Raw genomic sequence first — 22,580 nt, forward strand, 5'->3', positions numbered from 1 at the left:
ATTTTCAACGCTCCACTCCAACGGAGCAAGGGAAGATGGCGAAAAGTTCTTTTGCGGAGCGACCCAGTCATAAAACCAGTCATAAAAATATGGCTCAGGACGCAAAACATAGAACTCAGTCCTTAGAACTCAAACGCGCCCGGGATCGATCGCCGAAGCTTTATCTCTTCCCTGCGCCTTTGACTGCGCCATCCTTTGGCGACTCAAGACCGGCAAGCGCGCTTGAAACCAGATCCACCTGTCTTCTGCGCTTTGACTTTCGCGCAGTGCGGCGACTGATCTGAATGAAAGCGAGTTTTCGTCGGAACCTACTTTGCGCGCTTCGACCTTCGCTTCGTTTTGGCCACTGCGACTTCCGCCGAAGCTTTTCGCAAGTTGGTCTGTGAAACGGCATTGGAGCTTTCTTTGGTAGCCTTTTTTCGTCTCGGCTCGCTCTGTTTGACGACGCCTTCCGGCTCGGCCAACAAACCTTTGAAATGACGGCGACATAGCCGGACAAAAGTTCGGCAGATGGGCGAATCGTATCCGTCGCGCAAACGCGCCAGTCCCAACTCCCAGTTGATCCTCTCTGCGCCCTTGATCCACCACGCGACGAGACGCCCTTCGGCCACCTCTTGCCGCACGGACTGCGAAGGGACGATTCCGACGCCCATCCCCTCTTCGACCATGCGCTTGATCGCCGCCAAACGGCTCAACTCCATCGCTACATGCGGATGCACGCCCGCCTGCGCGAAGAATTGATCGATGAGGCGGCGCGTGTTGCCGCCGCGTTCGCCCAAGATCAAACGTTCGCGCGCAAGCGTCGCCGCATCCACAACGCGCCGCGCAGCCAGCGGATGATCCGGACGCGCGATGGCGACTAACTCATCCCGACTCAGCACTTCCGTTTCGACGCCGCGCGCTTCCACAGGTAAAGAGACGAACGCGATGTCCAACTCGCCTGCCAGTATCTGCTCGACCAGCGCCGCACTCGTCCCCGATTCGACGATGATCTCGGCCCGCGGGTGAAGCGTGCGTAACTCCTGCAAAATCTGCGGCAATGGATCGGAAGCGATCATGGCCGAGGCCGTCCCGATCCGCAGGCGCCCGCTCTCGGCCCCGGCTAGCTCCTTCAGTTCGGCCAAAGCCGCATCATGTTCGCGCAGGATGCGCCGGGCGCGTTCCAACAAACGCTCGCCTGCTTCCGTCAAGAGGACGCGGCGCGGCGTGCGCAAAAACAGCCGGACGCCCGTTTCTCGCTCCAACTGCCGGATCTGCATGCTGATGGCCGCTTGCGTGATGTGTACGCGCTCGGCCCCAGCGGTGAACGTGCCCGCTTCGGCAATGGCGACGAAGGCTTTCAGTTGTCTGATCTCCATCGTTGCTCCTCCCCATCGAACATCATGCGCTATCAGTGCAAGTTATCGTTTGAATAAGAGCTTTTAGTTTCCATTATGAAAGAATCGCGGCTAGAATCAAAGTCTCGGTTTCACGCGCGCCGTCCGCCGCAAAGCGCTTGAAGAACGAACGTGGAACCGAAGGCTTTGTCCTGTGCGATGAATTCATCAGGAGAAGCGAGGGACGGTGTTTCAACGACGTAGTCTTATGTGCTCGGAACCCACGTCTCGCCAAGCTGGACATGACCGCGAGATAGGGCTTTTTCTCGGCGTCGATGGCGGCGGGACGAAGACCCTTGCCGTGATCACCGATGCTGATGGCCGTGTGCTCGGCGAGGGCACGGCTGGGCCATCCAATCCTTTGCGCGTCGGCGTAATGCAGGCAGCGATGGCGATTCGCGAAGCGATTGATCGGGCCTGCCGCGCAGCAGGCATCAATCGCGCTGAGATCGCCGCGGCACAGATCGGACTGGCTGGCGTGCGTCGCAAGGATCTGCGCGAGCGCATGCGCGAAAGCTTGACGGGCTTGGGGATCGATTCTCTTCATGTGGTGACCGACGCCGACATCGCGCTGTTTGGGGCGGCTGGCGGCGGTCCGGGCGTGGTCATCATCGCTGGCACGGGATCGATCTGCTGCGGCAAGAACGCTCGTGGGCGACGCGCCTGCACGGGCGGTTGGGGACCGGTCGCTGGCGACGAGGGTAGTGGCTCATGGGTCGCGCGCCGGGCGCTGCAAGCCGTCGCTAAAGCGACCGATCAGCGCGGACCGCAGACTGCGCTCGTGCAGGCCGCTTATGCCTACTTCGGCGGCGAAGACCCGGACGAGCTCTCGACGGCGATCTATGCGCCGGAGATGACCAACGACCGCATCGCCGGCTTTGCGCGCTACGTCATCGAAGCGGCGCATGCAGGCGACGCGGTTGCCCGCGCCATCATCGCCGATGCGGGGCGCGAACTCGGCACGGCGGCCATTACCGTCATCCGTCGCTTGCAGATGCAGAACGAATCTTTTCCGGTCGCTTACGTCGGTGGCGTTTTTGCCGCTGGCGATCTGATTCTCGTCCCGCTCGGTCAACGGATCGCGCGCGTGGCGCCGAAAGCTCGTTTAACGCGCCCGGAAATGTCGCCAGCCGTGGCCGCGGCGCGCATGGCACGCGAACACCTATACACGCTCGTGCTCGCCGGATGAACTTCTTTGCCAAAGGAGCGCTGTCAAGCCCTTCGCCTGCAAATAGACCGTGCTCGAGCGCTGGACGAACTCTTCGGTCTTCACGCTGGATCGCGCACCATGACGCCAACGCGCCGCAGTTCGACTACACGGTGTAATGCGACGCGCTCGAAAAAAGCTCATTGAAATGCGCGACGCCTTGATTTCGATCTTCTGCAGCGGCGGGACATTTTCGATGCGCGCAAGCAGGGCTTCCAGCGTCGTTGGTTGAGCGACAGAACAGTTTGACTTTGAGGCGCAGCTGATTCGCTCCGAGACATGGATCCGAAAGAGGAACACATCCCCGTCACGGAACAAGAGAACCCGCGCACGAGGCGACTGAGCGAGCTTCCGACGCTGGAAATCGTCTGTTTGATGAACCAAGAGGATGCGCGCGTCGCCGAAGCCGTGCGCCATGCGTTGCCCGATGTGGCGCGCGCCATTGACCGCATCGTCGAACGTCTGCTGGCAGGCGGCAAGCTCTTTTACGTCGGCACGGGGACTTCGGGGCGGCTCGGCGTGCTCGATGCGGCGGAGTGCCCGCCGACTTTCGGCGTCCCGCCCGACCTTGTGCAAGGCATCATCGCGGGCGGCTATGAAGCTCTCTACCGCGCGGTGGAAGCATCGGAAGACGACAAAGAAGCTGGGGTGCGCGACATCCAAAGTCGCGGTGTATCGGAGCGCGATGCCGTGGTCGGCATCGCAGCTTCGGGGCGCACGCCCTATACCATCGGCGCCGTCGAACATGCGCGATCCATCGGCGCCTTCACTGCCGCCGTCACGTGCGTCCCCGGTTCGCCGATTACGCGCGTAGCGGAAGTGCCCATCGTCGCCGTCGTCGGGCCAGAAGTGGTCGCCGGTTCGACGCGCCTGAAAGCGGGCACGGCGCAGAAGATGATTTTGAACATGATCTCCACCGTCGCGATGATCCGGCTCGGCTACGTCAAAGGCAATCGCATGACCAACCTGCAGCCGCGCAACACCAAACTGCGCGCGCGCGCCGAACGCATTTTACGTGCTGAACTCGGTCTCAACGAAGAACAGGCGCGCACTGCGCTCGAACGAGCTGGCGGCGACTTGCGCACCGCGCTCGTGATGTGTAAAACAGGGCGCACGCGCGCAGAGGCGGAGCGAGCTTTGCGAGCGGTCCAGTGGCGCATTCACGAAGCGGTGCGGTTGCTCGGTGCGGACTGATTGGCCGCAAGAGGATCGCGTTCCGACAGCGCCGCCGGACGCTTGCGTGGGCAAACGACGGATCACGCACCGACGCGCTAGCTCGATGTTCGGCGCGTGAACGACAATTCGACATCGAAGCGACGTGAACATCCGACTTCATCCCGTTTTAAATAGCGCGCGCGCCGTCATCTTCGACGCCGGCGGAACGCTGGTCCACCCCGACTGGGAAAGATTGATCGAACTAGCGGCAAAAAGTCTGGGGCGAAGAGCCGACGCCGCCGAGCTCCACAGAGCTTTGCGCGGAGCGCTTCATCGCGCGGAGCGCGCGGCAAACGATCGTCAGCCCGTTGATACGATGCACCCTTTTTGGCTTTTCCGCGAGATGTATGCGGCGCTCGGAATAAATGACCAACACTGCGCCGAGATCATTTCGCAGATCGAAGCGCGGCACGCGGAAAGGCATATTTGGTGTGCGCCCGATGAACAAGCGGCGCGCGTGCTCGATTGTTTGCGACAAGCCGGGTTGCGCACGGCGGTCATCTCCAATACGGACGACGGACGTTTGCGCGAACTGCTCGAACTCGTCGGTTTGCTTTCGCGCTTCGAAGTCGTCTTGGATTCGTGCCTCGTCGGCCTTCGCAAGCCCGAAAAGGCCATCTTCGATCTGGCCTTGCAACGGCTCGATCTTCGCCCAGACCAAGCCGTTTATGTCGGCGACAGCTATGCGAGCGACTTTTTGGGGGCGCGAAGAGCCGGATTGCGCGCCGTCTTGATCGATCCGTTCGACTTGCACGCCGATGTCGAGGGCGTGCGTATCCGCTCGCTCGGCGAATTGGTGATCGCCTGTTGAGCCACGGCGTAGCGGGTTTCGATCGCGCCGCTTTGGATCCGTTTCGTCAGCTCCTTGAGCACGGCGCGGCGAACGACGTTCGTTGAGTCCAGCTCATTCGATTCCGTATGCAAGTCATTGATCTACTCATCATCGTCGGTTATTTGGTCGGCATCACGCTCTTCGGGACGTGGTTCGCCAAAAAGCAGGAGACAACGCGCGACTACTTCCTCGGCGACCGCAGCGTTCCGTGGTGGGCCATCGCAGCGTCGATCGTCGCCACCGAAACCTCGACGATCACCTTCATCTCCGTTCCGGGCATCGCCTATGCGCGCGGCGGCAACTTTCAGTTCCTACAGCTTGTCTTCGGCTACATGCTCGGGCGCGTGGTCATTTCGCTGATCTTCATCCCGCTCTACTTTCGCGGCGAACTGATGACCGTCTATCAGTTGCTCGAGCGCCGCTTCGGCCAACGGACCAAGATGTTGGCCGCAACGCTCTTTGTCGTCATGCGCAACATCGCCGACGGCATTCGCCTGCTGCTGACAGCGATCGTGCTCGCTGCCGTTTACACGGCTTTTGCGCCGACGACCGGAGCCGACGCGGTGATCGTTGGTTCGATCCTCGTCCTCGGCTCGGTGATGATCATCTTCACCTACTTCGGCGGAATGGAAGCGGTCATCTGGATCGAGGTCGTGCAACTCGGCATCTACCTTCTCGGAGCGCTGGCCGCGGCGCTTGTCCTCGTCGGACAGATCGAAGGCGGATTGGGCGCGGCGCTCGCCGCTGGCGCCGCTTACGGCAAATTCAGCCTCTTCGACTTCTCTTTCGATCTAACAAAGACCTTCACCTTCTGGGCCGGTCTGCTCGGCGGCTGCTTCCTGACGATGAGCACGCACGGTACCGATCAGTACCTCGTGCAAAGATACCTGTGCACGGATAAACCGCGGCGTGCCGCGGCAGCGTTGTTGACGAGCGGCGCCGTCGTCCTCGCGCAGTTCATCGGTTTTCTCTTCATCGGCGTGCTGCTTTTCGCCTTCTACCACCCCTACACCGATCCGGCGTACGAACTGGCGGCGACGCCCGCCGCTTATCCTTTCACCGGCGGGGATCGCGTCTTCCCCGACTTCATCACCAAACACATGCCATCGGGATTGTCCGGTCTGGTCGTCGCCGCGATTCTCGCCGCCGCTCTCTCTTCGTCGCTCAACTCGATCGCCGCGACAGCGGTCAATGATCTTTACCGTCCTTTCCGCCCCAACCGCGATGACCGCCACTACCTGCGCGTTTCGCACTGGTTGACGCTGCTTTGGGGCGTGGTGCAGGTAGGCGTCGCGCTCGCCGCAAGAAACCAGGACCGTTCGGCGTTGGACCAGGCGCTGTCGGTCGCCTCGCTCATCAACGGTCCGGTGCTCGGCGTCTTTCTCATCGGGACTTTTCTGCGTCGCGCTGGCGAATCGGCCGCGCTCGTCGGCATGTTCATCGGCATCGCCGTAATGCTCTACTTAAATTTCATGACGCCGCTCGCTTGGACGTGGTACGTGCTGGTCGGAAGCATGGTGACCTTCCTTGCGGCTTGGCTGGCGAGTTTCGTCTTCGTGCCTGTAACGAAAAGCGAAACCGCCACCGTCGCAAAGATCGATCCGGAAACGAATCGCTGAGGAAAGAGTATGGGCCACCGAACGAGAACTTTCGTCGAACAAGGACCGCGGAACAAGCGCGTCGCAGCGCTTCAGACCGGAGGCCGAATGGCGGGCTTTGTCGAACGCACGCGAGTGACGAAGCACCGTGAAGCATACTCGGCGAGGCGCCAAAAGAATGATCCGACGAGATCGAGCTTTCGCTCGTCGTCCCCTGTGGTCCGTCCTTTCTCTTCCAAGGGACGTGCTCGGCGGATCAGCGGTTTGATGATGGCCCTTGCGCTCCTCTGTTTTTCGCCGCTTCCTCCCCGCTCGACAGCACAGAGCGCTGTTCGGCCCTATCCGCCGCAACCATCAGCCGCGGCTTTACGTTGGGCGGATGAGCAACTGGCTCGCATGTCGCTCGAAGAGAAGATCGGGCAGCTCATTCACATCGGTCTCAACGCGAGCTTTCTCAACCAAGAGAGCGATGCTTTTCGCGCGCTGCGTCGGCAAGTCGAAGAGAATCACGTCGGGGGCATCATCTTGTTTCGCGGTCCGGTCTATGAATCGGTTCATTTAATGAATCGTCTACAGAGCTTCGCGCGCGTCCCGTTGCTCGTCTCTGCCGACCTCGAAGCGGGAGCGGGGATGCGCTTTGAGGATACGATCAACTTCCCGTGGAACATGGCCGTCGCCGCGTCTGGCAATCCCGACTACGCGCGGCGTCAAGGCGAAGTTACGGCGCGCGAAGCGCGCGCGCTTGGCGTTCACTTGATCTTCGCTCCGGTCGCCGATGTGAACAACAATCCAGCCAATCCGGTGATCAACGTTCGGTCTTACGGCGAAGACCCGAAAACGGTCGCCCGTTTCGTCGTCGCTTTCATCGAAGGGGCGCAACGAGGCGGCGTGATCGCGACGGCGAAGCACTTCCCCGGCCACGGCGATACGGCCATCGATTCGCACCGCGGTCTGCCCGTGATCAACGTCGGGCGCGATCGGCTCGAAAGCATCGAATTGATCCCCTTTCGCGCGGCGATCAGTGCCGGGGTCGGCGCCATCATGCCGGGCCACATCAGCCTGCCGCAACTCGATCCGACCGTGATCACGCCTTTGCCGCGCGAGCAAGTGATCCGCCCTATCTACGCCGAGGAAGGGAGCGAGATCGTCGTCGAGAAGGCGACGCTTCCAGCGACGCTGTCGTTTGCGATCACCGGCAGGCTCCTACGCGGCGAACTCGGCTTTCGCGGCTTGGTCGTCACCGACGCGCTCGATATGAGCGGGCTGACGCTCTACTTCACGCAAGATGAGGCCGCCGTGCGCGCCGTCGAAGCCGGGGCCGACATGCTCTTGAAACCAGCCGATCCGGAAGCATGCATTCGCGGTTTGCGCGAGGCAGTGCGCGCTGGGCGCTTGAGCGCGCGACGCATTGAGGAATCGGCTCGCCGCATTCTCGCCGCCAAGTACGACCTTGGGTTGGTCCAGAATCGTTTGACCCCACTTGATATGATCGATCGCATCGTCGCTGGCCGCGAGGCTGAGCGGTTGGCCGACGAGATCGCCCAACGCGCCATCACGCTCGTGCGCGACGATGCCAAGCTCGTTCCGCTTCGCGCCGGACAAACGCTGCGCATCTTCAATCTGGCCATCACCAACGGCGAAGACCGCCTATGGGTGGCGCGTCCGTTCACGGCGGAATTAGCCAAAGGCGCGCGCGTTGAGACGGCCGTGCTCGACGAACGTTCGTCCGAAGAGGAAGTGCGCAAAGCTTTGGACCGCGCAACGCAAGCGGAGGTCGTCATCGCCTCGCTCTACGGGCGCGTCCGTTCAGGTCAAGCCAACAGCGTCGGCATCCCGAAAGCGGGCGAACGGGCGTTGCGCGCCGTGCTCGGCGTCAAGCCGGTGATCGGCATAAGCTTCGGCAACCCATACTTGCTGCAGAGCTTTCCGGAACTGAAGACCTATCTCGTCGCCTACGGCGATATGCCGAGCTTGCAGCGCGCCGCGGCGCGAGCGCTTCTCGGGCAAGCTGAGATCGTAGGTCGTTTGCCGATCAGCTTGCCCGGACTTTACGCGCGCGGCACGGGGATTCAATTGCGCAAAGCGGAAAGAGCCGCTGGCGACGATGTTCAGCGAGCGTCGCCGCGATGAGCCGCCCGCAAGAGCAGCGCCACGTGCCCTGCAAACGAGTTTTGAATCTTGCAAGGGCAAGGTCCATCGGTCGCGCTTCTCGGTGAAGGCGCCGCGCTACATGCCCAAATCTTTCATGTGGTAGCGCTCGGTGTCGTAGTAACGTTCGACATCGACGGTGTTGAGATTGCCGACGACCACCGACAGATCAACGAGCGACAGGTCGCAGGCTGGAGCGACACCGCGCGCCGAGACCATTTTGCCGAAGTCGCCGACGGCGACCGCATCTGCGGCACGCGCGCCGAACATCATACCCATGATGCGGTCGATCGGACTCGGTTGGCCGCCGCGCTGTGGGTGTCCGATGGCCGCCGAGCGCGCATCATACGGCGTCTGCTCGCGTATCTTGCGCGCGAGCGTTTCGCCGATGCCGCCCAAACGGGCGTGACCGAAAGCATCTTGGCGATCGTCCACCGTGACGATCTGACCGTCCTCGGAGTAAGCCCCTTCGGCGACGACGATCACCGAATATCGCGGGCGGAGCGGATCGCGCGTCAGACGGTTCGGGTCGCCCATGCGTTCACGCAAATGCGCGAAGACCTTCGCATAACTGAACGGGTGTTCGGGGATAAGGATCAGATCGGCTTGCCCGGCCACGCCCGACCACAAGGCCAAATGTCCCGCATGACGCCCCATGACCTCAATGATCTGCACCCAACCGTGCGAACCGGCTGGCGTGCGCGATCGTTCGATGATCTCCGTCACGTTGCGCAACGCCGTGTCGAAGCCGAGCGTATAGTCGGTTCCAGCCAGATCCTTGTCGATCGTCTTCGGCACCCCGACCACCGGCACGCCCTTTTGCGCCAATCGCGCCGCAACGCCGAGCGTATCTTCGCCGCCGCAAGCGACCACGGCATCCAGTCCGAGCCGCTCCATGTTTTTGACGACTTCAGCGGAGCGATCGACGCGCTCGCCCGCTTCGTTGGGCGCTTTGAACGGATTGGTGCGCGACGACCCCAGATTCGTGCCGCCGTCGCGATCCCAACGACGTACCGTTTCGCGGTCAAGCGGCCACGTCTCCAACGGCGGGTCGAGCAAACTGCGCCAACCATCGTACAATCCGACGACCGCGATTCCATGCTCGCTCGCACGATAAACCAACCCCTTGATCGCTGGATTCAAGCCCGGCGCGTCGCCGCCGCCGGTCAGAACACCAATACGCTGTGCTTTCATCTTTTCGATCCTGTTCCGTAGATTCGAAGTCCGATGTCGAGCGCCGTCCGACGACGCTCGGAAAGCTTCTGGTAGAAGGCAATGGCAGATCGCATGGCGCGCTCTTTGACCCGGCATGATACAACACGAAGAGCGCGCGCGTCATGGCGCAACGCAAGGCGCTAAACTAAATTTATTTAATGGGACGATTAAACGGCAACGCTGTCGCCGCCCGAATTGATCATCCATCTGTGACCGAGAACGGGAATCCAATGAAACGATCAAACCTCGAAAAAGCAAGAGACTCTCGCGTGCTGAGCTGGCCATCATCACCCCGTGCGATGTGCTTCATTGCCATCGCTCTTCTGGCGCTGATGCCGATGGCTCAAACGCTGGCCTCGACTTTGCCAATGGCATCGCCCGCGACAGTCGGCATGTCGAGCGAGAAGTTGAGCGAAATAGATCGCGTCGTAACACAAGAGATCGCGCAAGGACGACTGCCGGGAGCAGTGATCCTCGTCGGGCGACGCGGGCGCATCGTCTGGCGTCGGGCCTACGGCGCGCGCGCTTTGGTTCCGCGACGCGAGCCGATGACGGTGGACACGATATTCGATCTTGCCAGTTTGACCAAAGTCGTCGCGACGGCGACGAGCATCATGATCTTGGTCGAACGCGGGCAAGTCCGTTTGAGCGATCCGCTCTCGCGGTACATTCCCGAGATGCGCGGCGGCGGACGCGAACGGATCACCATCGAACAGCTATTGACTCATCGCGCGGGTTATGCGCCCGATTTCGATCTCGGCCAGCGCTGGACCGGTTATGACGAAGCCATTCGCCGACTCATCGAGGAGCCGCTTCGCCATCCGCCGGGTGCTCGTTTCGTCTACAGCGACATCGGCTATATCGCTCTTGGCGAAGTGGTCCGCCGCGTGAGCGGTCTGCCGCTCGACCAGTTCGCTAGGCGCAACATCTTCGCGCCGCTCGGCATGCGCGACACGATGTTTCGCCCGGCGACCGATCTATTGCCGCGCATTGCGCCGACCGAAACGCGTCGCGGTCAGATGAGCTATCTCGGCGACAGACCCGATCCCGATGCAACAGATGGCGAGCGGGTCTTGCGCGGCGAAGTGCACGACCCGACGGCCCATCGCATGGGGGGCGTGGCCGGTCACGCCGGACTCTTCTCAACCGCCGACGATTTGGCCATCTACTGCCAGATGATCTTAAACGGCGGGCAGTACGAAGGTCAGCGCATTTTGAGTCCGATGAGCGTCGCCGCGATGACGCGCCCCCGTGCCGTCAGCGCCGAGGGAGCAGCGCGCGGTCTCGGCTGGGATATAGCGACCTCGTTCTCAGCGAATCGCGGCGATCTTTTTCCGCTCGGCTCTTTCGGTCACACGGGTTTTACCGGCACATCCATCTGGATCGATCCGCTCAGCGAAACGTTCGTCATCTTCTTGAGCAACCGCGTCCATCCAGACGGCAAAGGCGATGTCACCGCTTTACGCGGTCGCGTGGCGACCATCGTCGCCGCATCGATCACCGATCTCGCAGTGGAAAAGGTTCACGAAGAGCACGCGCGTTTCGCTTCGGAATTGATGGCGACGCTGCCGCAGATGATGGCGGCCAATGGACCGACGACCAAAACAGCGGAACGCATTGCGAACGGCGAAGTGCTCACCGGCATCGACGTGCTCGAACGCGATCGTTTCAAACAGCTTGCCGGCAAACGCATCGGGCTGGTGACCAACCACACGGGACGCAACCGAGGCGGAACGCCGACCATCGACCTGCTCTACAACGCCCCCGGAGTCAAGCTGGTCGCTCTCTTTTCGCCCGAACACGGCATTCGCGGCGCACTCGACGAAAAGGTGCCCGACATGCGCGACGAAAAGACCGGACTTCCAATCTACTCGCTTTACGGCGAGACGCGCCGCCCCAAGCCGGAACAGTTGCAAGGTCTCGATGCGGTCGTCTATGACATTCAGGACATCGGCGCTCGGTTCTACACATACATCTCGACGCTCGGTTACGTGATGGAAGAAGCGGCCAAGGCGAAGATTCCCGTTTACGTTTTGGATCGCCCCAATCCGATCAACGGCGTGGACATCGAAGGGCCATTGGCCGATGCCGACAAGCTCTCTTTCACCGCTTATCATCCCCTGCCAATCCGTCACGGGATGACCGTCGGCGAACTGGCGCGCCTTTTCAACGAAGAGCGGCGCATCGGCTGCGAACTGCACGTCATCGAGATGCGCGGGTGGCAACGAGCGATGTGGTTCGATCAAACCAACCTCATGTGGATCAATCCATCGCCAAACATGCGCAGTTTGACCGAAGCGACGCTCTATCCCGGCATCGGTTTGCTTGAAACGACCAACCTCTCCGTCGGGCGCGGAACGGACACGCCGTTTGAAGTGATCGGCGCCCCGTGGCTTGATGGGCAGCGCCTCGCTGCCTACTTGAACGAACGCGGGCTTGAAGGCGTTCGCTTCGTCCCTATCAAGTTCACGCCGCGCGCTTCGGTCTTCAAAGGGGAAGAATGCAGCGGCGTCAACGTCATCATCACGGATCGCGCATCGTTTCGCCCCGTGCGCGTTGGTCTTGAGATCGCCGTTGCCCTGCGCAAGCTCTACCCGCAAGAGTGGCAAGCGGAAAAGTATGCGCGCCTGCTCGCCAACGGCGATTCGCTCGAACGCATCAAGCGCGGCGACGCCCCCGAAGAGATCGAACGCACGTGGCAAGATGACTTGGAGAAGTTTCGTCGCACGCGCGAACGCTTTTTGATCTACCGTTGAAAGGCGTCGAGCGTGCCGCTCCCGTCGTGGTTTTCGCTTCATCACGGGCTCGCTGCGCTCAGTCGGACGCTGGCGATGCCGCCGGATAAGAAAGGGCGCCAGCGTCCGACTCGGCTTGGCGGAGAGCGTTGTCTTCGTCCGCCGCGAAGAGTAGGATCAAGCTCATCGTTGAACGTTGCGCACCGAGCGCACCTCACCTCGTTTGAAAGGCTTCGCGTCATGGTCCGAAAGTAGATTTGCCCATGCCTCGCACGATACGCGCCTTCGCCCTACTCGCGCTTTGTCTCTGCGGTCAAATCGCTTCGCCTTCGTCATCCGATGTCGTCGTACGACGTTTGACTTTCTCCGCAGAAACCGCGCTCAACCTCAACCCGGCCTTGAGCGGCGACGGACGCACGATCGCCTTTGAATCTTCGGCTGACTTGGCCAACGCGGGCGGGCCGCCGAGCTTTCGCGTAATTCGCGCGAGCGCCGACGGAAGCTTCGCGCAACTGGCGGCGACGCGCTCCTTGCGCCTCTCCGTCTCACAAGACGGAACGCGCATTGTGTTCGCGGTCGCTGATGACCCTGTGGGCCAGAATCGCGACCGAAACCCCGAAATCTTTCTCTTCGACGGCTCGCGCCTCGAACAGATTACGCATACGCTTCCTTCCGACATTTCGCGTCGGACGCAAGATGGATGTTTTGCGCCTTCGATCTCCGATGATGGGCGCTTCATCGTCTTCGCCGCCAATCGCGATCTCGTGGGCAAAAATCCGGATGAGAATTTCGAGATCTTCCTCTACGACGCCGCGGCGCGCGTGTTTTCGCAGATCACGGAGACAAGCGGCATCTTCGGTTCCGTCGAACCGCACCTGAGCGGCGATGGCACGCGCGTCGTTTACGTTCGCGAGTCGGACGGGCGCGATCTATTGCTTCGCGAGCTGCCGAGCGGCGAAGAACGAATCATCGCTTCACGCGTCGAGGGACTGGCGCTATCGCGCGGGCGCGTTGTGAGCGACGACGGACGGCGCGTCGTCTATCAAGCCTCCGCTGGCGGCAGTCGGCAGCTTCTGCTCTTCGACGGACGAAACGGACTCGTGCGCCAGATCACGCACCGCGGGGCGCGTTCGACCGATGTGCCGTTCAACGCGACGATCAGCGGCGATGGATCGCGCATCGCTTTCGCCACGAGAACCGACTTAACCGGCAACAATTCAGATGGCAGCGTTGAACTACACGTTTACGACGTCCCGACGCGACGCCTGCTCCAAATCACCGACGCGCCAGCTGAGGCCACGGCCGAAGTCATCTCCTCTTTGAACGACGATGGCACGCTCGTCGCTTTCAACTTCGCGCGCGCCATCTCCGGGCCAGTATCCAGCAGTGACTTCGCAAACAACAGCGAAATCTATCTCGCCGCGATTCCAACGCGCCCGCCCTTTTCGACCGAAGCGACGATTCGAAGCGCCCCTTTGCGCGACGCTGAACCGGTGAACACGCTCGCGCCAGATTCGATCGCTGTCGCCACCGGGAGCAATCTGGCGCTCACCAGCCTCCAGGCGCAACGCCAAACGGACGGCTCTTTCCCGCTGAACTTGGGCGGCGTGACCGTCACGGTCAACGGGCGTCCCGCGCAGCTTTTTTACGTCTCGCCGACGCAGGTGAACTTTCACGTTCCCGCCGAAACCGAACTCGGCGCGGCGGAGGTCATCATCACCAATCCCGACGGGTTTCAAACGCGCGTCGCGGTGAACATCGTTCGCTCCCTGCCTGCGCTCTTCACGGATGAAAGCGGCGAAGCGATCGCGCTCGATGCCGACAATTTCCTTCGCTCGCCTTTCGGACCGACGACGCAGCGGATCGCGCTCTTTGCGACCGGCATGCGCCGCGCGGACTCTTTTTCCGTGCTCATCAACGGTCGTCCGGCGAGGGTCGAAGCGCGCGTCGCCGTGCCGAGCCTTCCCGGACTGGACCAGATAAACTTCTCTTTTGATGCGAGACCTGCTGGACCAGCAATGGTGGAGATCGTCGCCGACGGGCGAAAGAGCAATCGCGCGACCGTCGCTTTCTCCGGCGCGAGGCGAGCCGCGCTCGTCATCAACGAAATCCTCGCCGACGTCCCGCCCGACGATCCGGCGACGCGCCGCATCGAAGGCGACGCGAACCGCGATGGCGTACGCAGCTCCGATGATGACGAATTCATCGAACTCGTCAACGCATCGAGCGAATCGGTTGACATCTCAGGCGTCACAATCTCCGATTCCACTGCTGTGCGCTTTACCTTCCCGGCGAACACCGTGCTTGCTCCGGGGCGTGCAGCGGTGATCTTCGGCGGCGGATCTCCGCCTGCGAACGATCCGGCCTTCGGCGGCGCTTTCGTCTTCACGGCCAATTCGCTCGGCTTGAACGACAGCGGAGACGCAGTGACCGTCCGCTTGCGAGGCGGCAGCGCCGATGTGACGATCGCTTCGCAAAGTTACGGATCGAGCGGTGGCCCAACCGCCCCATCCGATCAATCGCTCACGCGCTCGCCCGATGCAAGCACCGATTTTGCGGGCGGCGAATTCGCCGCGCACGCGAACGCGGTCAATTCACAAGGTCGCACCTTTTCGCCCGGCACGCGCGCCGACGGCACGCCCTTCGGCTCGCCCACGATCGCGCGCATCGAGATCGCACCTTCGTCCGCTTCCATTTACACAGGCGAAACTCTTTCGCTCAACGCGCGAGCTTTCGCGGTCGTGAACGGAACGACGCGAGAACTTCCGAACGTTGCCTTCATCTGGAGCGCGAGCGATGCGCGCAAAGTCGAGTTCGCTCCCGCGACCGGCGCGAACACGATCGCGACAGCTCTCGCTGCGGGCACGGCGACGATCCGCGCACGCGCTGGCGGTCAAGAAGCGACGGCGACTTTGACGATCAATCCCGTGATCGAAAGCATCGACCTCAAGCCCGATGCAACGACGATCAGCGTCGGCAGCAGCGTGACTTTCACGGCTGTGGCGCGCGACGCGCAAGGGAGTGGAGTCTCCGGCATCACATTTCAGTTCTCTCTGCGCGACGCGCAACCGGCGAACGTCGCAACGATTGTTTCACAAACTGCCAACGGCGTTACCGTGCGCGCCGATCAGGTCGGGCGCGTGAACGTCGTCGCGCGCTACACGCGACCGAACGACGGCGCAACGTTGGAAGACTCATCGGCGCTGACGGCGCGCGCCGCTGGACCACCGATCCCGTCGCCCGGCCAAGTCATCATCAACGAAGCCTTGGTCGCTTTCCCTTCCTCGATGACGGAGACGCGCAACGATTTCATAGAGCTTTTCAACACGACGGACAGCGCGCTCGACATCAGCGGCTTGACGATCACGTTTCGACCGAGCGGCGCGGGCAACACGCCCGCGACCGTGCAGCTTCCCGGCAGCGTCGGCAGCGGCACGGTCCTCATCGGGCCGCGCAGCTATTTCCTCATCGTCAACGGCGCGGAGACTTTCGGCGTCGCGGCCGACTACAGCGCGGGCAATCTAGACCTGAACGGGACGACCGGCGCGATCAAGATCGAGATCGGCGGCACAAAACTCGATGGCCTCGCTTATCAAGGCGGCAGCTCGCCACCTGCCGCGCCGTTCGATTCATACGGCGAAGGCGCGATCTTCACGTTTACGAGCGGTGCGACCAACGATCTGGTGCGCAGTCCAGATGGCACGGACACCGCCAACAACGCGCGCGACTTTCGGCGCAACGGCTCGACCGCAAACGTCTCGCCCAAACGCGCCAATCCAACAGTCCCATGAAGCCCGACCCGTTGAAAAACTGGCGCGCGATTGAAGCGTTGAATCCAGCACAAAGGCATCGCGCTGGATCGAAGCTCTTCGCGCAAGCATCGACCATCGGCGACACCTACCTGATCGAAGAGGGTTTGGTCAAGCTCATCCACACCGATAGCCGCGGACGAGAAGCGATCGTCGGTCTGCGTTTTCCAGGCTGGTTGCTCGGCGCAGCATCGATGATCGTGCGGCAGCCATCTCCGGTGACAGCCGTCACCGCGACCGAATGCCTGCTGCGCCCGATCTCCGCCGAACAACTGCTCCAACTTGTCGCAACCGATGTCGGCACTTCGCGCTACCTTCTTCAGATGCTCAGCCAAGAAATCCACGAGCAGCTCAACCGCACAGTTGAATTGAGTCAATGCACGGCTCGGCAACGGCTCGAAAGTTTTCTTTGGGACTTGCTGTCGCACACGGAAACGATCGAGACAGCGCGGGGCATACGCCTTCAGTTCCCCTTGAAACACGAAGAGGTGGCGCAGTTGATCGCGGTGACGCCTTCCTATCTCAGTCGAATGCTCGGAAGGTTGGAGCAACAAGGCTTCATTCGAAGGAGCAAGGGCTGGATCATCGTCTCCGATCCGCACAGACTTTGGCATCAAGAGACTCCGGATATTTAAAGGCACGCGCCGCGCGAAACGCCTTGCACGGATCGAGGAATAAGCTTAAGCCAAGCGGCAGCATCGGACCGAGAATGGTTTTACTGAGTGCGCCTCATACCAGAGAACGGGATCATATTCGCGCAATGAGCGACGTTGCCGGAGTTCTTGGCGGGATTGCGCAGTCGCTACAGCCTCGTCTATCGTCCGCCGAAAGGCAAAGCTCCGACAGCGTTTCGTCGCATCGAAGCGCGCGTCGAGCGTCCGGATGGGCAGGTCCGCGCACCTTTCGGATTGTTCCTCATCTTCACCGGAATAAAGATGCTCTTCGTACCAGATAAGGGCATTGACCCGAGCGGCAACCCGGTGATCAAGCTCTTCCGCCGCCTGTTTCCTCTCGCGCCGGAATTTCACGGCCAACGTTTCTTCGTCAAGCTGAATGGCCTGTGGCACGCGACGCCGCTTTTCATCGCATTGCTCTTCGTCGAAACCAGCGACATCATCTTCGCCGTCGATTCGGTGCCGGCCATCTACGCGCTGACGGATGAACCGTTGATCGTCTTCACCTCGAACGTTTTCGCCATTCTGGGCCTACGCGCGATGTATTTTCTGCTCGCTGGCGCTGTTGGCAAGTTCCATCTGCTTCGCTACGGATTGGCCATCGTGCTCATCTTCGTCGGTCTCAAGATGGCATGGCTCAACGATTTTTACGGCGGTAAGTTTCCCATTCAATGGTCGCTTGGCATCATCCTCATCGTCATTGCGACTTCGGTCGGTCTGTCGCTCGCTTTTCCCAAAGAGGTGAAAAGCCAGTGACGGATGGTTTTGCGACCTCGCTGGCACGGATCAAACCAAAGAGACGCCTCATCATCGCGTATAACCGGGCGGGTGGCGCAATTCGACGCCTTCCGCCCGAACCTCTATCCGATGAAAGCCTCGGTTCGGATGGGTCGAAAGATAGGTCACGGCCAGTTGACGTTGCAGCGAAGCGCCGATCTCGCGCAAGAAAGGGGCGATGCTCACAGGCGCTCCGGTGCCTTGAAAGAAAGCCGCCCCGCCTGTCTCTTCCGCGATGCGGTTGAGCGAACCTTGACCGTAGCTGACCAGCCGCAATCCGCCCAATCCCGTGCCGCCGAAGGTTGGCGCGTAGATGGTGTAAACGGCGACGGCGCGACGTTGCGCTTCGCGAATCGCTCGTTCAAGATCGATGCTTTGCGTCGGCGCGGCAGCATCGAGTCCGCGCGATAGGTCCAGTCCATCGGAGATCATGATGATGGCGCGCCGCCCCGTCGGCAATCCGTCAAAGCGACGCAACGCCTCGATCACTTGAACGTAAGGGTTGAAGGGCGCTGCCGTTGCCGCACCGACGGGAACGCGCAACGCGCGCGCAGCTCGCTCCAGCTCGGTCGTAAAACGTTGTCTTACTTGCAGCGTTCCGGCGGTTAAATAACCGATCATCACACGCGAGCCAGGAGGCAACCGACGTATGAAATCGGCCAGCGTTTGAATGTCATTGCCGATCGAAGAGACCAGATCGTCTTGCACCAACACGGCTAATTGCAACGGCGACTGTGCTGCCCCGCGTATGGAAAGCGTTTGCTGCGGTTCGCCGTCTTCCAACACGACGAGCTGCGGAAGCACCGCCATTTCGGTCTTCGCCTTCACCGTCACGGGAATCGTCACGGCGCGCACCGATCTTTCGCCGCGCGCGCTCTGACCTCTCGCTTCGCACCAAAGAGCAAGCGTAATCAACACCAAGATCAACGCTCTCGTAACCGAGTTCTTCATCGCGCGACCTCGAAACACGTAGTCGAAGAACGATGCTCGAAGCTTATAGCGACTGAAGCTTGCGCGCAAACCGTCGGAGGAACGAGCTGGTTGACCGCTCCGCTTCGCAGGCCGCCTTCTTCCCGCGCCATCTCGCAAAACCATCGCGCTGGACCACCGACCTTCGCCCAAGTCGAAAGCGCATTGAGGGATGTCACCGGCGGTTGATTGGACTATAGCCCTCCGTTCAACTTGAAAAGCTCGCCTTTCATTTTGACCGTTCGACGCGGTCAGACTGATCGAATGACTCCACCGCGCGATCGCGGAAGGGCCTTCGACCGGCAATATAAGTTCAAGGTGAAGAACCAGATACGGATGGGGGGGCGACTCGCGGCGGGGCGGCACGTGCCTTGCCCTGAAGACCAACGTCAAACCGCCAAAGCCGAAAGCGCCGCTGCGGTTCTAGAACGAGATCATGAAACGAACTTCACACGATGCGCGGAGAATTTTGCCGAGGGTGGGGCTACGCCTCGTCGTTGCGCTGAGGTCAGCGCTACGTGCGGCGGCGGCTTGGGCGCTTACGGCAGCGATCGTCTGCGCGCCCTTTGTCGCCGTCGCGCAAAGCCGGTCGAGCAAAGAGACTGCGGCGAAAAGTCGCTCCAAGGTCTCCGAGGATCTTCTCGAACGCAAGCACCAGCAACGCCGCCCCGAAAAAGTGCGCGTCATCGTCGAATTCGATGCTGGGAAGAGGGGCGATGCGATCTTCGGCTTCATTCGCGCGGCCAAGGGGCGCGTGCAGAAACAGTTTCGCCATCTGCCGCTGAGCGCCGTCGAAGTTCCGCTCGACGCCGTCGAAAGTTTGGCGAATGTGGACGGCGTGCTTCGCGTTTCGCTTGACCGCACGGTCAAAACATTTGGGCATCTATCGACGACGACGGGAGCTGAGTTAGCGCGCGAAGCGTGGATCGCCTCCGGCCAGCCGAACGCGCTTGACGGCACGGGCATCGGAATCGCCGTTCTTGATTCCGGCATTGATCCCCATCATCGCTCGTTTCTCAATCGCGACGGCGCATCCCGCATCGTCGCGAGCCTTGATTTCACGGGCGAAGGGCGTACAGATGACCCTTACGGACACGGAACGCACGTCGCTTCCATCGCCGCTGGCAACGATCAAATAGCTCAAGGTCAATACGTCGGCATCGCGCCCAACGCGCACATCATCAACCTGCGCGTGCTCGACAGCAACGGTCTAGGTTCGACATCGAGTCTGCTCGGCGCGCTCGATTGGATTTTGGCCAATCGCGATGCTTACAAAATTCGCGTCGTCAACATGAGCCTCGGCACGCTCGCCATTGATTCATATCTTGACGACCCGTTGTGTCGCGCCGTGCGACGCTTATTCAATGCTGGCATCGTCGTCGTCGCTGCCGCGGGCAACAACGGCAAGAACGGCGCGGGAGACAAGCTTTACGGCCACATCCACGCTCCAGGCAACGACCCCTCGGTGATCACGGTTGGCGCAACGAACAGTCGCGCAACCGACCAACGGGCAGATGATGCCATGGCCTCTTTCAGTTCGCGCGGACCAACTCGCAGTTACTGGACCGACGCATCAGGAATCAAACATTACGACAATTTGATCAAGCCCGATCTGGTCGCGCCCGGCAACAAGATCATCGCCGCGCAAGCTGCCGGCAACGCTTTGGTCGCGCAGAACCCACAGCTCGATGCCAACGTCGGTGATCTGCCCGACAGCAGGATGATGTATTTGAGCGGCACGTCGATGGCCACGCCCGTCGTGACTGGCGCAGCAGCGTTGATGCTGCAAGCCAATCCGCGCCTGACGCCGAATCTGATCAAAGCGCTCCTGATGTACACGGCGCAACCGCTCGCTGGAGCGAACATGCTCGAACAGGGCGCAGGCGAAGTGAACATCGCCGGAGCGATTGAACTCGCGCGGCTCGTTCGTCGAGATTTCTCTTCGGGACTGCCCGTCGGCGCGCCGCTTCTGACCTCTGCTCCGCCTCCCCCTTGGACCAACATCGCCGGCAACGGTTTCGTCTGGTCGCAAAGCCTCATCTGGGATCGCACGTGCGTCTTCGGCACAGACTTGATTACGCGACATCAGGGCACCTATGCGGTCGGCGTTCTGTTCAAAGATGGGCTTTTAGCCGAAGGTGGGACGTTACGTGTCAATCCGGCGTTGCTCTCGGACGGCGTTTCGGTTGGGAGCGGAGCGCTCTTAAGCAGCGGTTTGTCTTGGTTGGACGGAACGCTCTTTTTGAGCGCCGAAACGCTCTTCGGCGACGGCGTACTCATGAGCGATGGGGTGTTGATCGGCGACGGCGTGCTCATGAGCGATGGAGTTTTGATGAGCGACGGCGTGCTCATGAGCGACGCGACGATGCAAGCGCAATCGTCGCTGCTCGCAGGCGACCCCTGATGCGCGTAGGAACTCGGTTAGATCGATATTCATAACTTGGGGCAACGCTCATGATCGATTTGAGGCGAATCACGCCGCGACCGACGACCGCTGAACCTCGCGGCTTCTACCGCACCCTCCCGCTTGAAGAAAGCGACTGCGATGAAGCGTTGGAGTTTCTCGACCGACGTCCGCATCATGCTTTCATCTTGAGCGGCTTTCTTCGCGAGAACGGCTTAAGCCGCGAACGGAATCGAGGGACGTTTTACGCCTGCCGGGCTGAAGATGGACGGTTGCTCGGAGTAGCGCTGATCGGCCACTCGACCCTCATCGAAACGACGCACAGAGAGGCTATCGAGGAGTTTGCGCGCCGACTCCAATCGGAAAAGAACGCACACATGATCATGGCCGAACCAAAGGCGCTCGACCTCTTCTGGCGTGCTTACGCGCCGAAAGGGCAGAGAATGCGGCGACGCGAACGCCAACTTCTGCTTACGCTTTCTGCCACGCCGAAGGAGAACAACGCCACTTCCCGACTCCGACCGGCCAACGCCGATGACCTCGCCCTTCTGCTGCCAATTCATGCGCAACTGGCTCGCCAAGAGAGCGGCGCCGATCCGCTGATCGCGGATCCGGAAGGGTTTCGTCGCAGATGCGCTCAACGCATCGAGCAGGGCCGCGTCTGGGTCTGGCGCGAAACGGATCGCGTTCTGTTCAAAGCCGATCTCATCACGAGAACTCCGGCTGTCATCTACCTCGAAGGCGTTTATGTCGCGCCGGATATTCGCGGGCGCGGTTTCGGTCGCGCGTGCGTTGCGGAACTGGCGCAACGGCTCGCCGCAGACGGATGTTGCCTCTCGCTTTTCGTCAACGTGAGAAACCGCGAAGCGCGTCGCCTTTATGGGAAGGTGGGATTCGAACCTCGCGCCATCTTCGACGCGATCTTTCTGCATCAACGCACAGAATGCGCTTCAAATTGAGAGGAGAACCGCGCCTTCCACCGTTCGCGCACGAAAGTTCATGCTGACAGTGATCGCGATTGGGGCGATCATCTTTCTCGTCTCGGCGGCGCAACTTGACTTGGCGCGGCTCGATATCGAGTTCTTGTTGATCTGCCTCATCACGATCGGTTTCAGTTCGCGACTGGTGCTCCGCATCCCGAACGTCACGGGCCAAGTTTCGATCTCCGATACGTTCATCTTCCTCAGCCTCTTCCTTTACGGCGGAGAGGCCGCGACGTTGCTGGCAACGCTCGAAGCGATGACGGCCTCGTTGCGCTTCAACCGAAAGAAGATCACCATCTTCTTCAATGCGGCAGCGATGGGCCTTTCAACTTACGCGACGAGCATCGCGATGCGGAAGATCTTCGGCCACCCGCTGGAACTCGTGAAGATGGGTGGTTGGGCCGCGCTCGTGCTGGCCATATGCCTCGCTGGACTGGTCCAATACGCTTTCAACTCCGGACTGATCGCCATCGCTTCCGCATTGAAGGATGGTTCTCCCATCTGGCAAACATGGACGAAATACTACCTTTGGACTTCCGTCACCTATTTCGCCGGCGCATCGGCGGCGATGATCGCGGCCAAATTAGTCCTCGCTTTCGGTCTATTCGCCGTTCTCGCCACCGCACCGATCATCTTCA

At 61.0% G+C, this 22,580-nt stretch carries 15 protein-coding genes; 12 read left to right on the forward strand and 3 right to left on the reverse strand.

Annotated elements, in window-relative coordinates; translation table 11 throughout:
- Positions 1 to 308 precede the first annotated feature (308 nt).
- Positions 309 to 1,358 carry a LysR family transcriptional regulator gene (locus tag C4334_RS00590; protein WP_352430128.1) on the reverse strand — a complete coding sequence of 350 codons (1,050 nt, stop codon included), beginning with the start codon at positions 1,356 to 1,358 and terminating at the stop codon, positions 309 to 311.
- Positions 1,359 to 1,584: 226 nt separating this feature from the next.
- Between C4334_RS00590 and C4334_RS00595 the strand changes: the two genes are divergently transcribed.
- The 5 genes from C4334_RS00595 to C4334_RS00615 all read left to right on the forward strand — a co-directional run bounded on the left by C4334_RS00595 (position 1,585) and on the right by C4334_RS00615 (position 8,358).
- Entirely contained in the window at positions 1,585 to 2,565 is a 981-nt protein-coding gene (locus C4334_RS00595) for a BadF/BadG/BcrA/BcrD ATPase family protein (RefSeq protein ID WP_352430129.1), read from the forward strand.
- Positions 2,566 to 2,862: 297 nt separating this feature from the next.
- Positions 2,863 to 3,777 carry an N-acetylmuramic acid 6-phosphate etherase gene (gene murQ, locus C4334_RS00600; protein WP_352430130.1) on the forward strand — a complete coding sequence of 305 codons (915 nt, stop codon included), beginning with the start codon at positions 2,863 to 2,865 and terminating at the stop codon, positions 3,775 to 3,777.
- Positions 3,778 to 3,901: 124 nt separating this feature from the next.
- The gene (locus tag C4334_RS00605; protein ID WP_352430131.1) at positions 3,902 to 4,609 is read left to right on the forward strand and encodes an HAD family hydrolase; all 708 of its coding nucleotides are present in this window, start codon (positions 3,902 to 3,904) and stop codon (positions 4,607 to 4,609) included.
- Positions 4,610 to 4,716: 107 nt separating this feature from the next.
- Entirely contained in the window at positions 4,717 to 6,249 is a 1,533-nt protein-coding gene (locus C4334_RS00610; RefSeq protein ID WP_352430132.1) for a sodium:solute symporter, read from the forward strand.
- A 375-nt stretch (positions 6,250 to 6,624) separates the two neighbouring features.
- On the forward strand, positions 6,625 to 8,358 hold the full coding sequence (locus tag C4334_RS00615; RefSeq protein WP_352430133.1) for a glycoside hydrolase family 3 protein: 1,734 nt from the start codon (positions 6,625 to 6,627) through the stop codon (positions 8,356 to 8,358).
- A 96-nt stretch (positions 8,359 to 8,454) separates the two neighbouring features.
- Here the strand turns inward: C4334_RS00615 and C4334_RS00620 are convergent, their stop codons facing one another.
- A complete protein-coding gene (locus C4334_RS00620) occupies positions 8,455 to 9,570 on the reverse strand; it encodes a 6-phosphofructokinase (protein ID WP_352430134.1) in 1,116 nt (371 codons plus the stop codon).
- Positions 9,571 to 9,890: 320 nt separating this feature from the next.
- On the opposite strand from C4334_RS00620, the gene C4334_RS00625 reads away from it, so the two are divergent.
- The 4 genes from C4334_RS00625 (at position 9,891) to C4334_RS00640 (ending at position 17,565) form a co-directional block, all read left to right on the forward strand.
- A complete protein-coding gene (locus C4334_RS00625; RefSeq protein WP_352430135.1) occupies positions 9,891 to 12,347 on the forward strand; it encodes an exo-beta-N-acetylmuramidase NamZ domain-containing protein in 2,457 nt (818 codons plus the stop codon).
- A 242-nt stretch (positions 12,348 to 12,589) separates the two neighbouring features.
- Entirely contained in the window at positions 12,590 to 16,117 is a 3,528-nt protein-coding gene (locus C4334_RS00630) for a lamin tail domain-containing protein (protein WP_352430136.1), read from the forward strand.
- Positions 16,118 to 16,128: 11 nt separating this feature from the next.
- Complete coding sequence (locus C4334_RS00635; RefSeq protein WP_352430137.1) at positions 16,129 to 16,770, forward strand: Crp/Fnr family transcriptional regulator; 642 nt, start codon at positions 16,129 to 16,131, stop codon at positions 16,768 to 16,770.
- 135 nt (positions 16,771 to 16,905) lie between these two features.
- Positions 16,906 to 17,565, forward strand: coding sequence for a TerC family protein (locus C4334_RS00640; protein ID WP_352430138.1), 660 nt, complete (start codon positions 16,906 to 16,908; stop codon positions 17,563 to 17,565).
- Between the two features lie 51 nt (positions 17,566 to 17,616).
- Here C4334_RS00640 and C4334_RS00645 read toward each other — a convergent pair whose 3' ends face one another.
- A complete protein-coding gene (locus C4334_RS00645) occupies positions 17,617 to 18,537 on the reverse strand; it encodes a vWA domain-containing protein (RefSeq protein ID WP_352430139.1) in 921 nt (306 codons plus the stop codon).
- A gap of 454 nt (positions 18,538 to 18,991) precedes the next feature.
- Here C4334_RS00645 and C4334_RS00650 point away from each other — a divergent pair, with 454 nt between their 5' ends.
- The 3 genes from C4334_RS00650 to C4334_RS00660 form a co-directional block, all read left to right on the forward strand.
- The gene (locus C4334_RS00650; RefSeq protein ID WP_352430140.1) at positions 18,992 to 20,959 is read left to right on the forward strand and encodes a S8 family peptidase; all 1,968 of its coding nucleotides are present in this window, start codon (positions 18,992 to 18,994) and stop codon (positions 20,957 to 20,959) included.
- A gap of 50 nt (positions 20,960 to 21,009) precedes the next feature.
- Positions 21,010 to 21,918 (forward strand): GNAT family N-acetyltransferase, encoded by a 909-nt coding sequence (locus tag C4334_RS00655; RefSeq protein ID WP_352430141.1) that lies wholly within the window; start codon positions 21,010 to 21,012, stop codon positions 21,916 to 21,918.
- A gap of 40 nt (positions 21,919 to 21,958) precedes the next feature.
- On the forward strand, positions 21,959 to 22,580 hold a 622-nt coding region (locus C4334_RS00660), incomplete at its 3' end, for a hypothetical protein (protein ID WP_352430142.1).

This window comes from Pyrinomonas sp., assembly GCF_040289685.1.
GTDB lineage: Bacteria > Acidobacteriota > Blastocatellia > Pyrinomonadales > Pyrinomonadaceae > Pyrinomonas.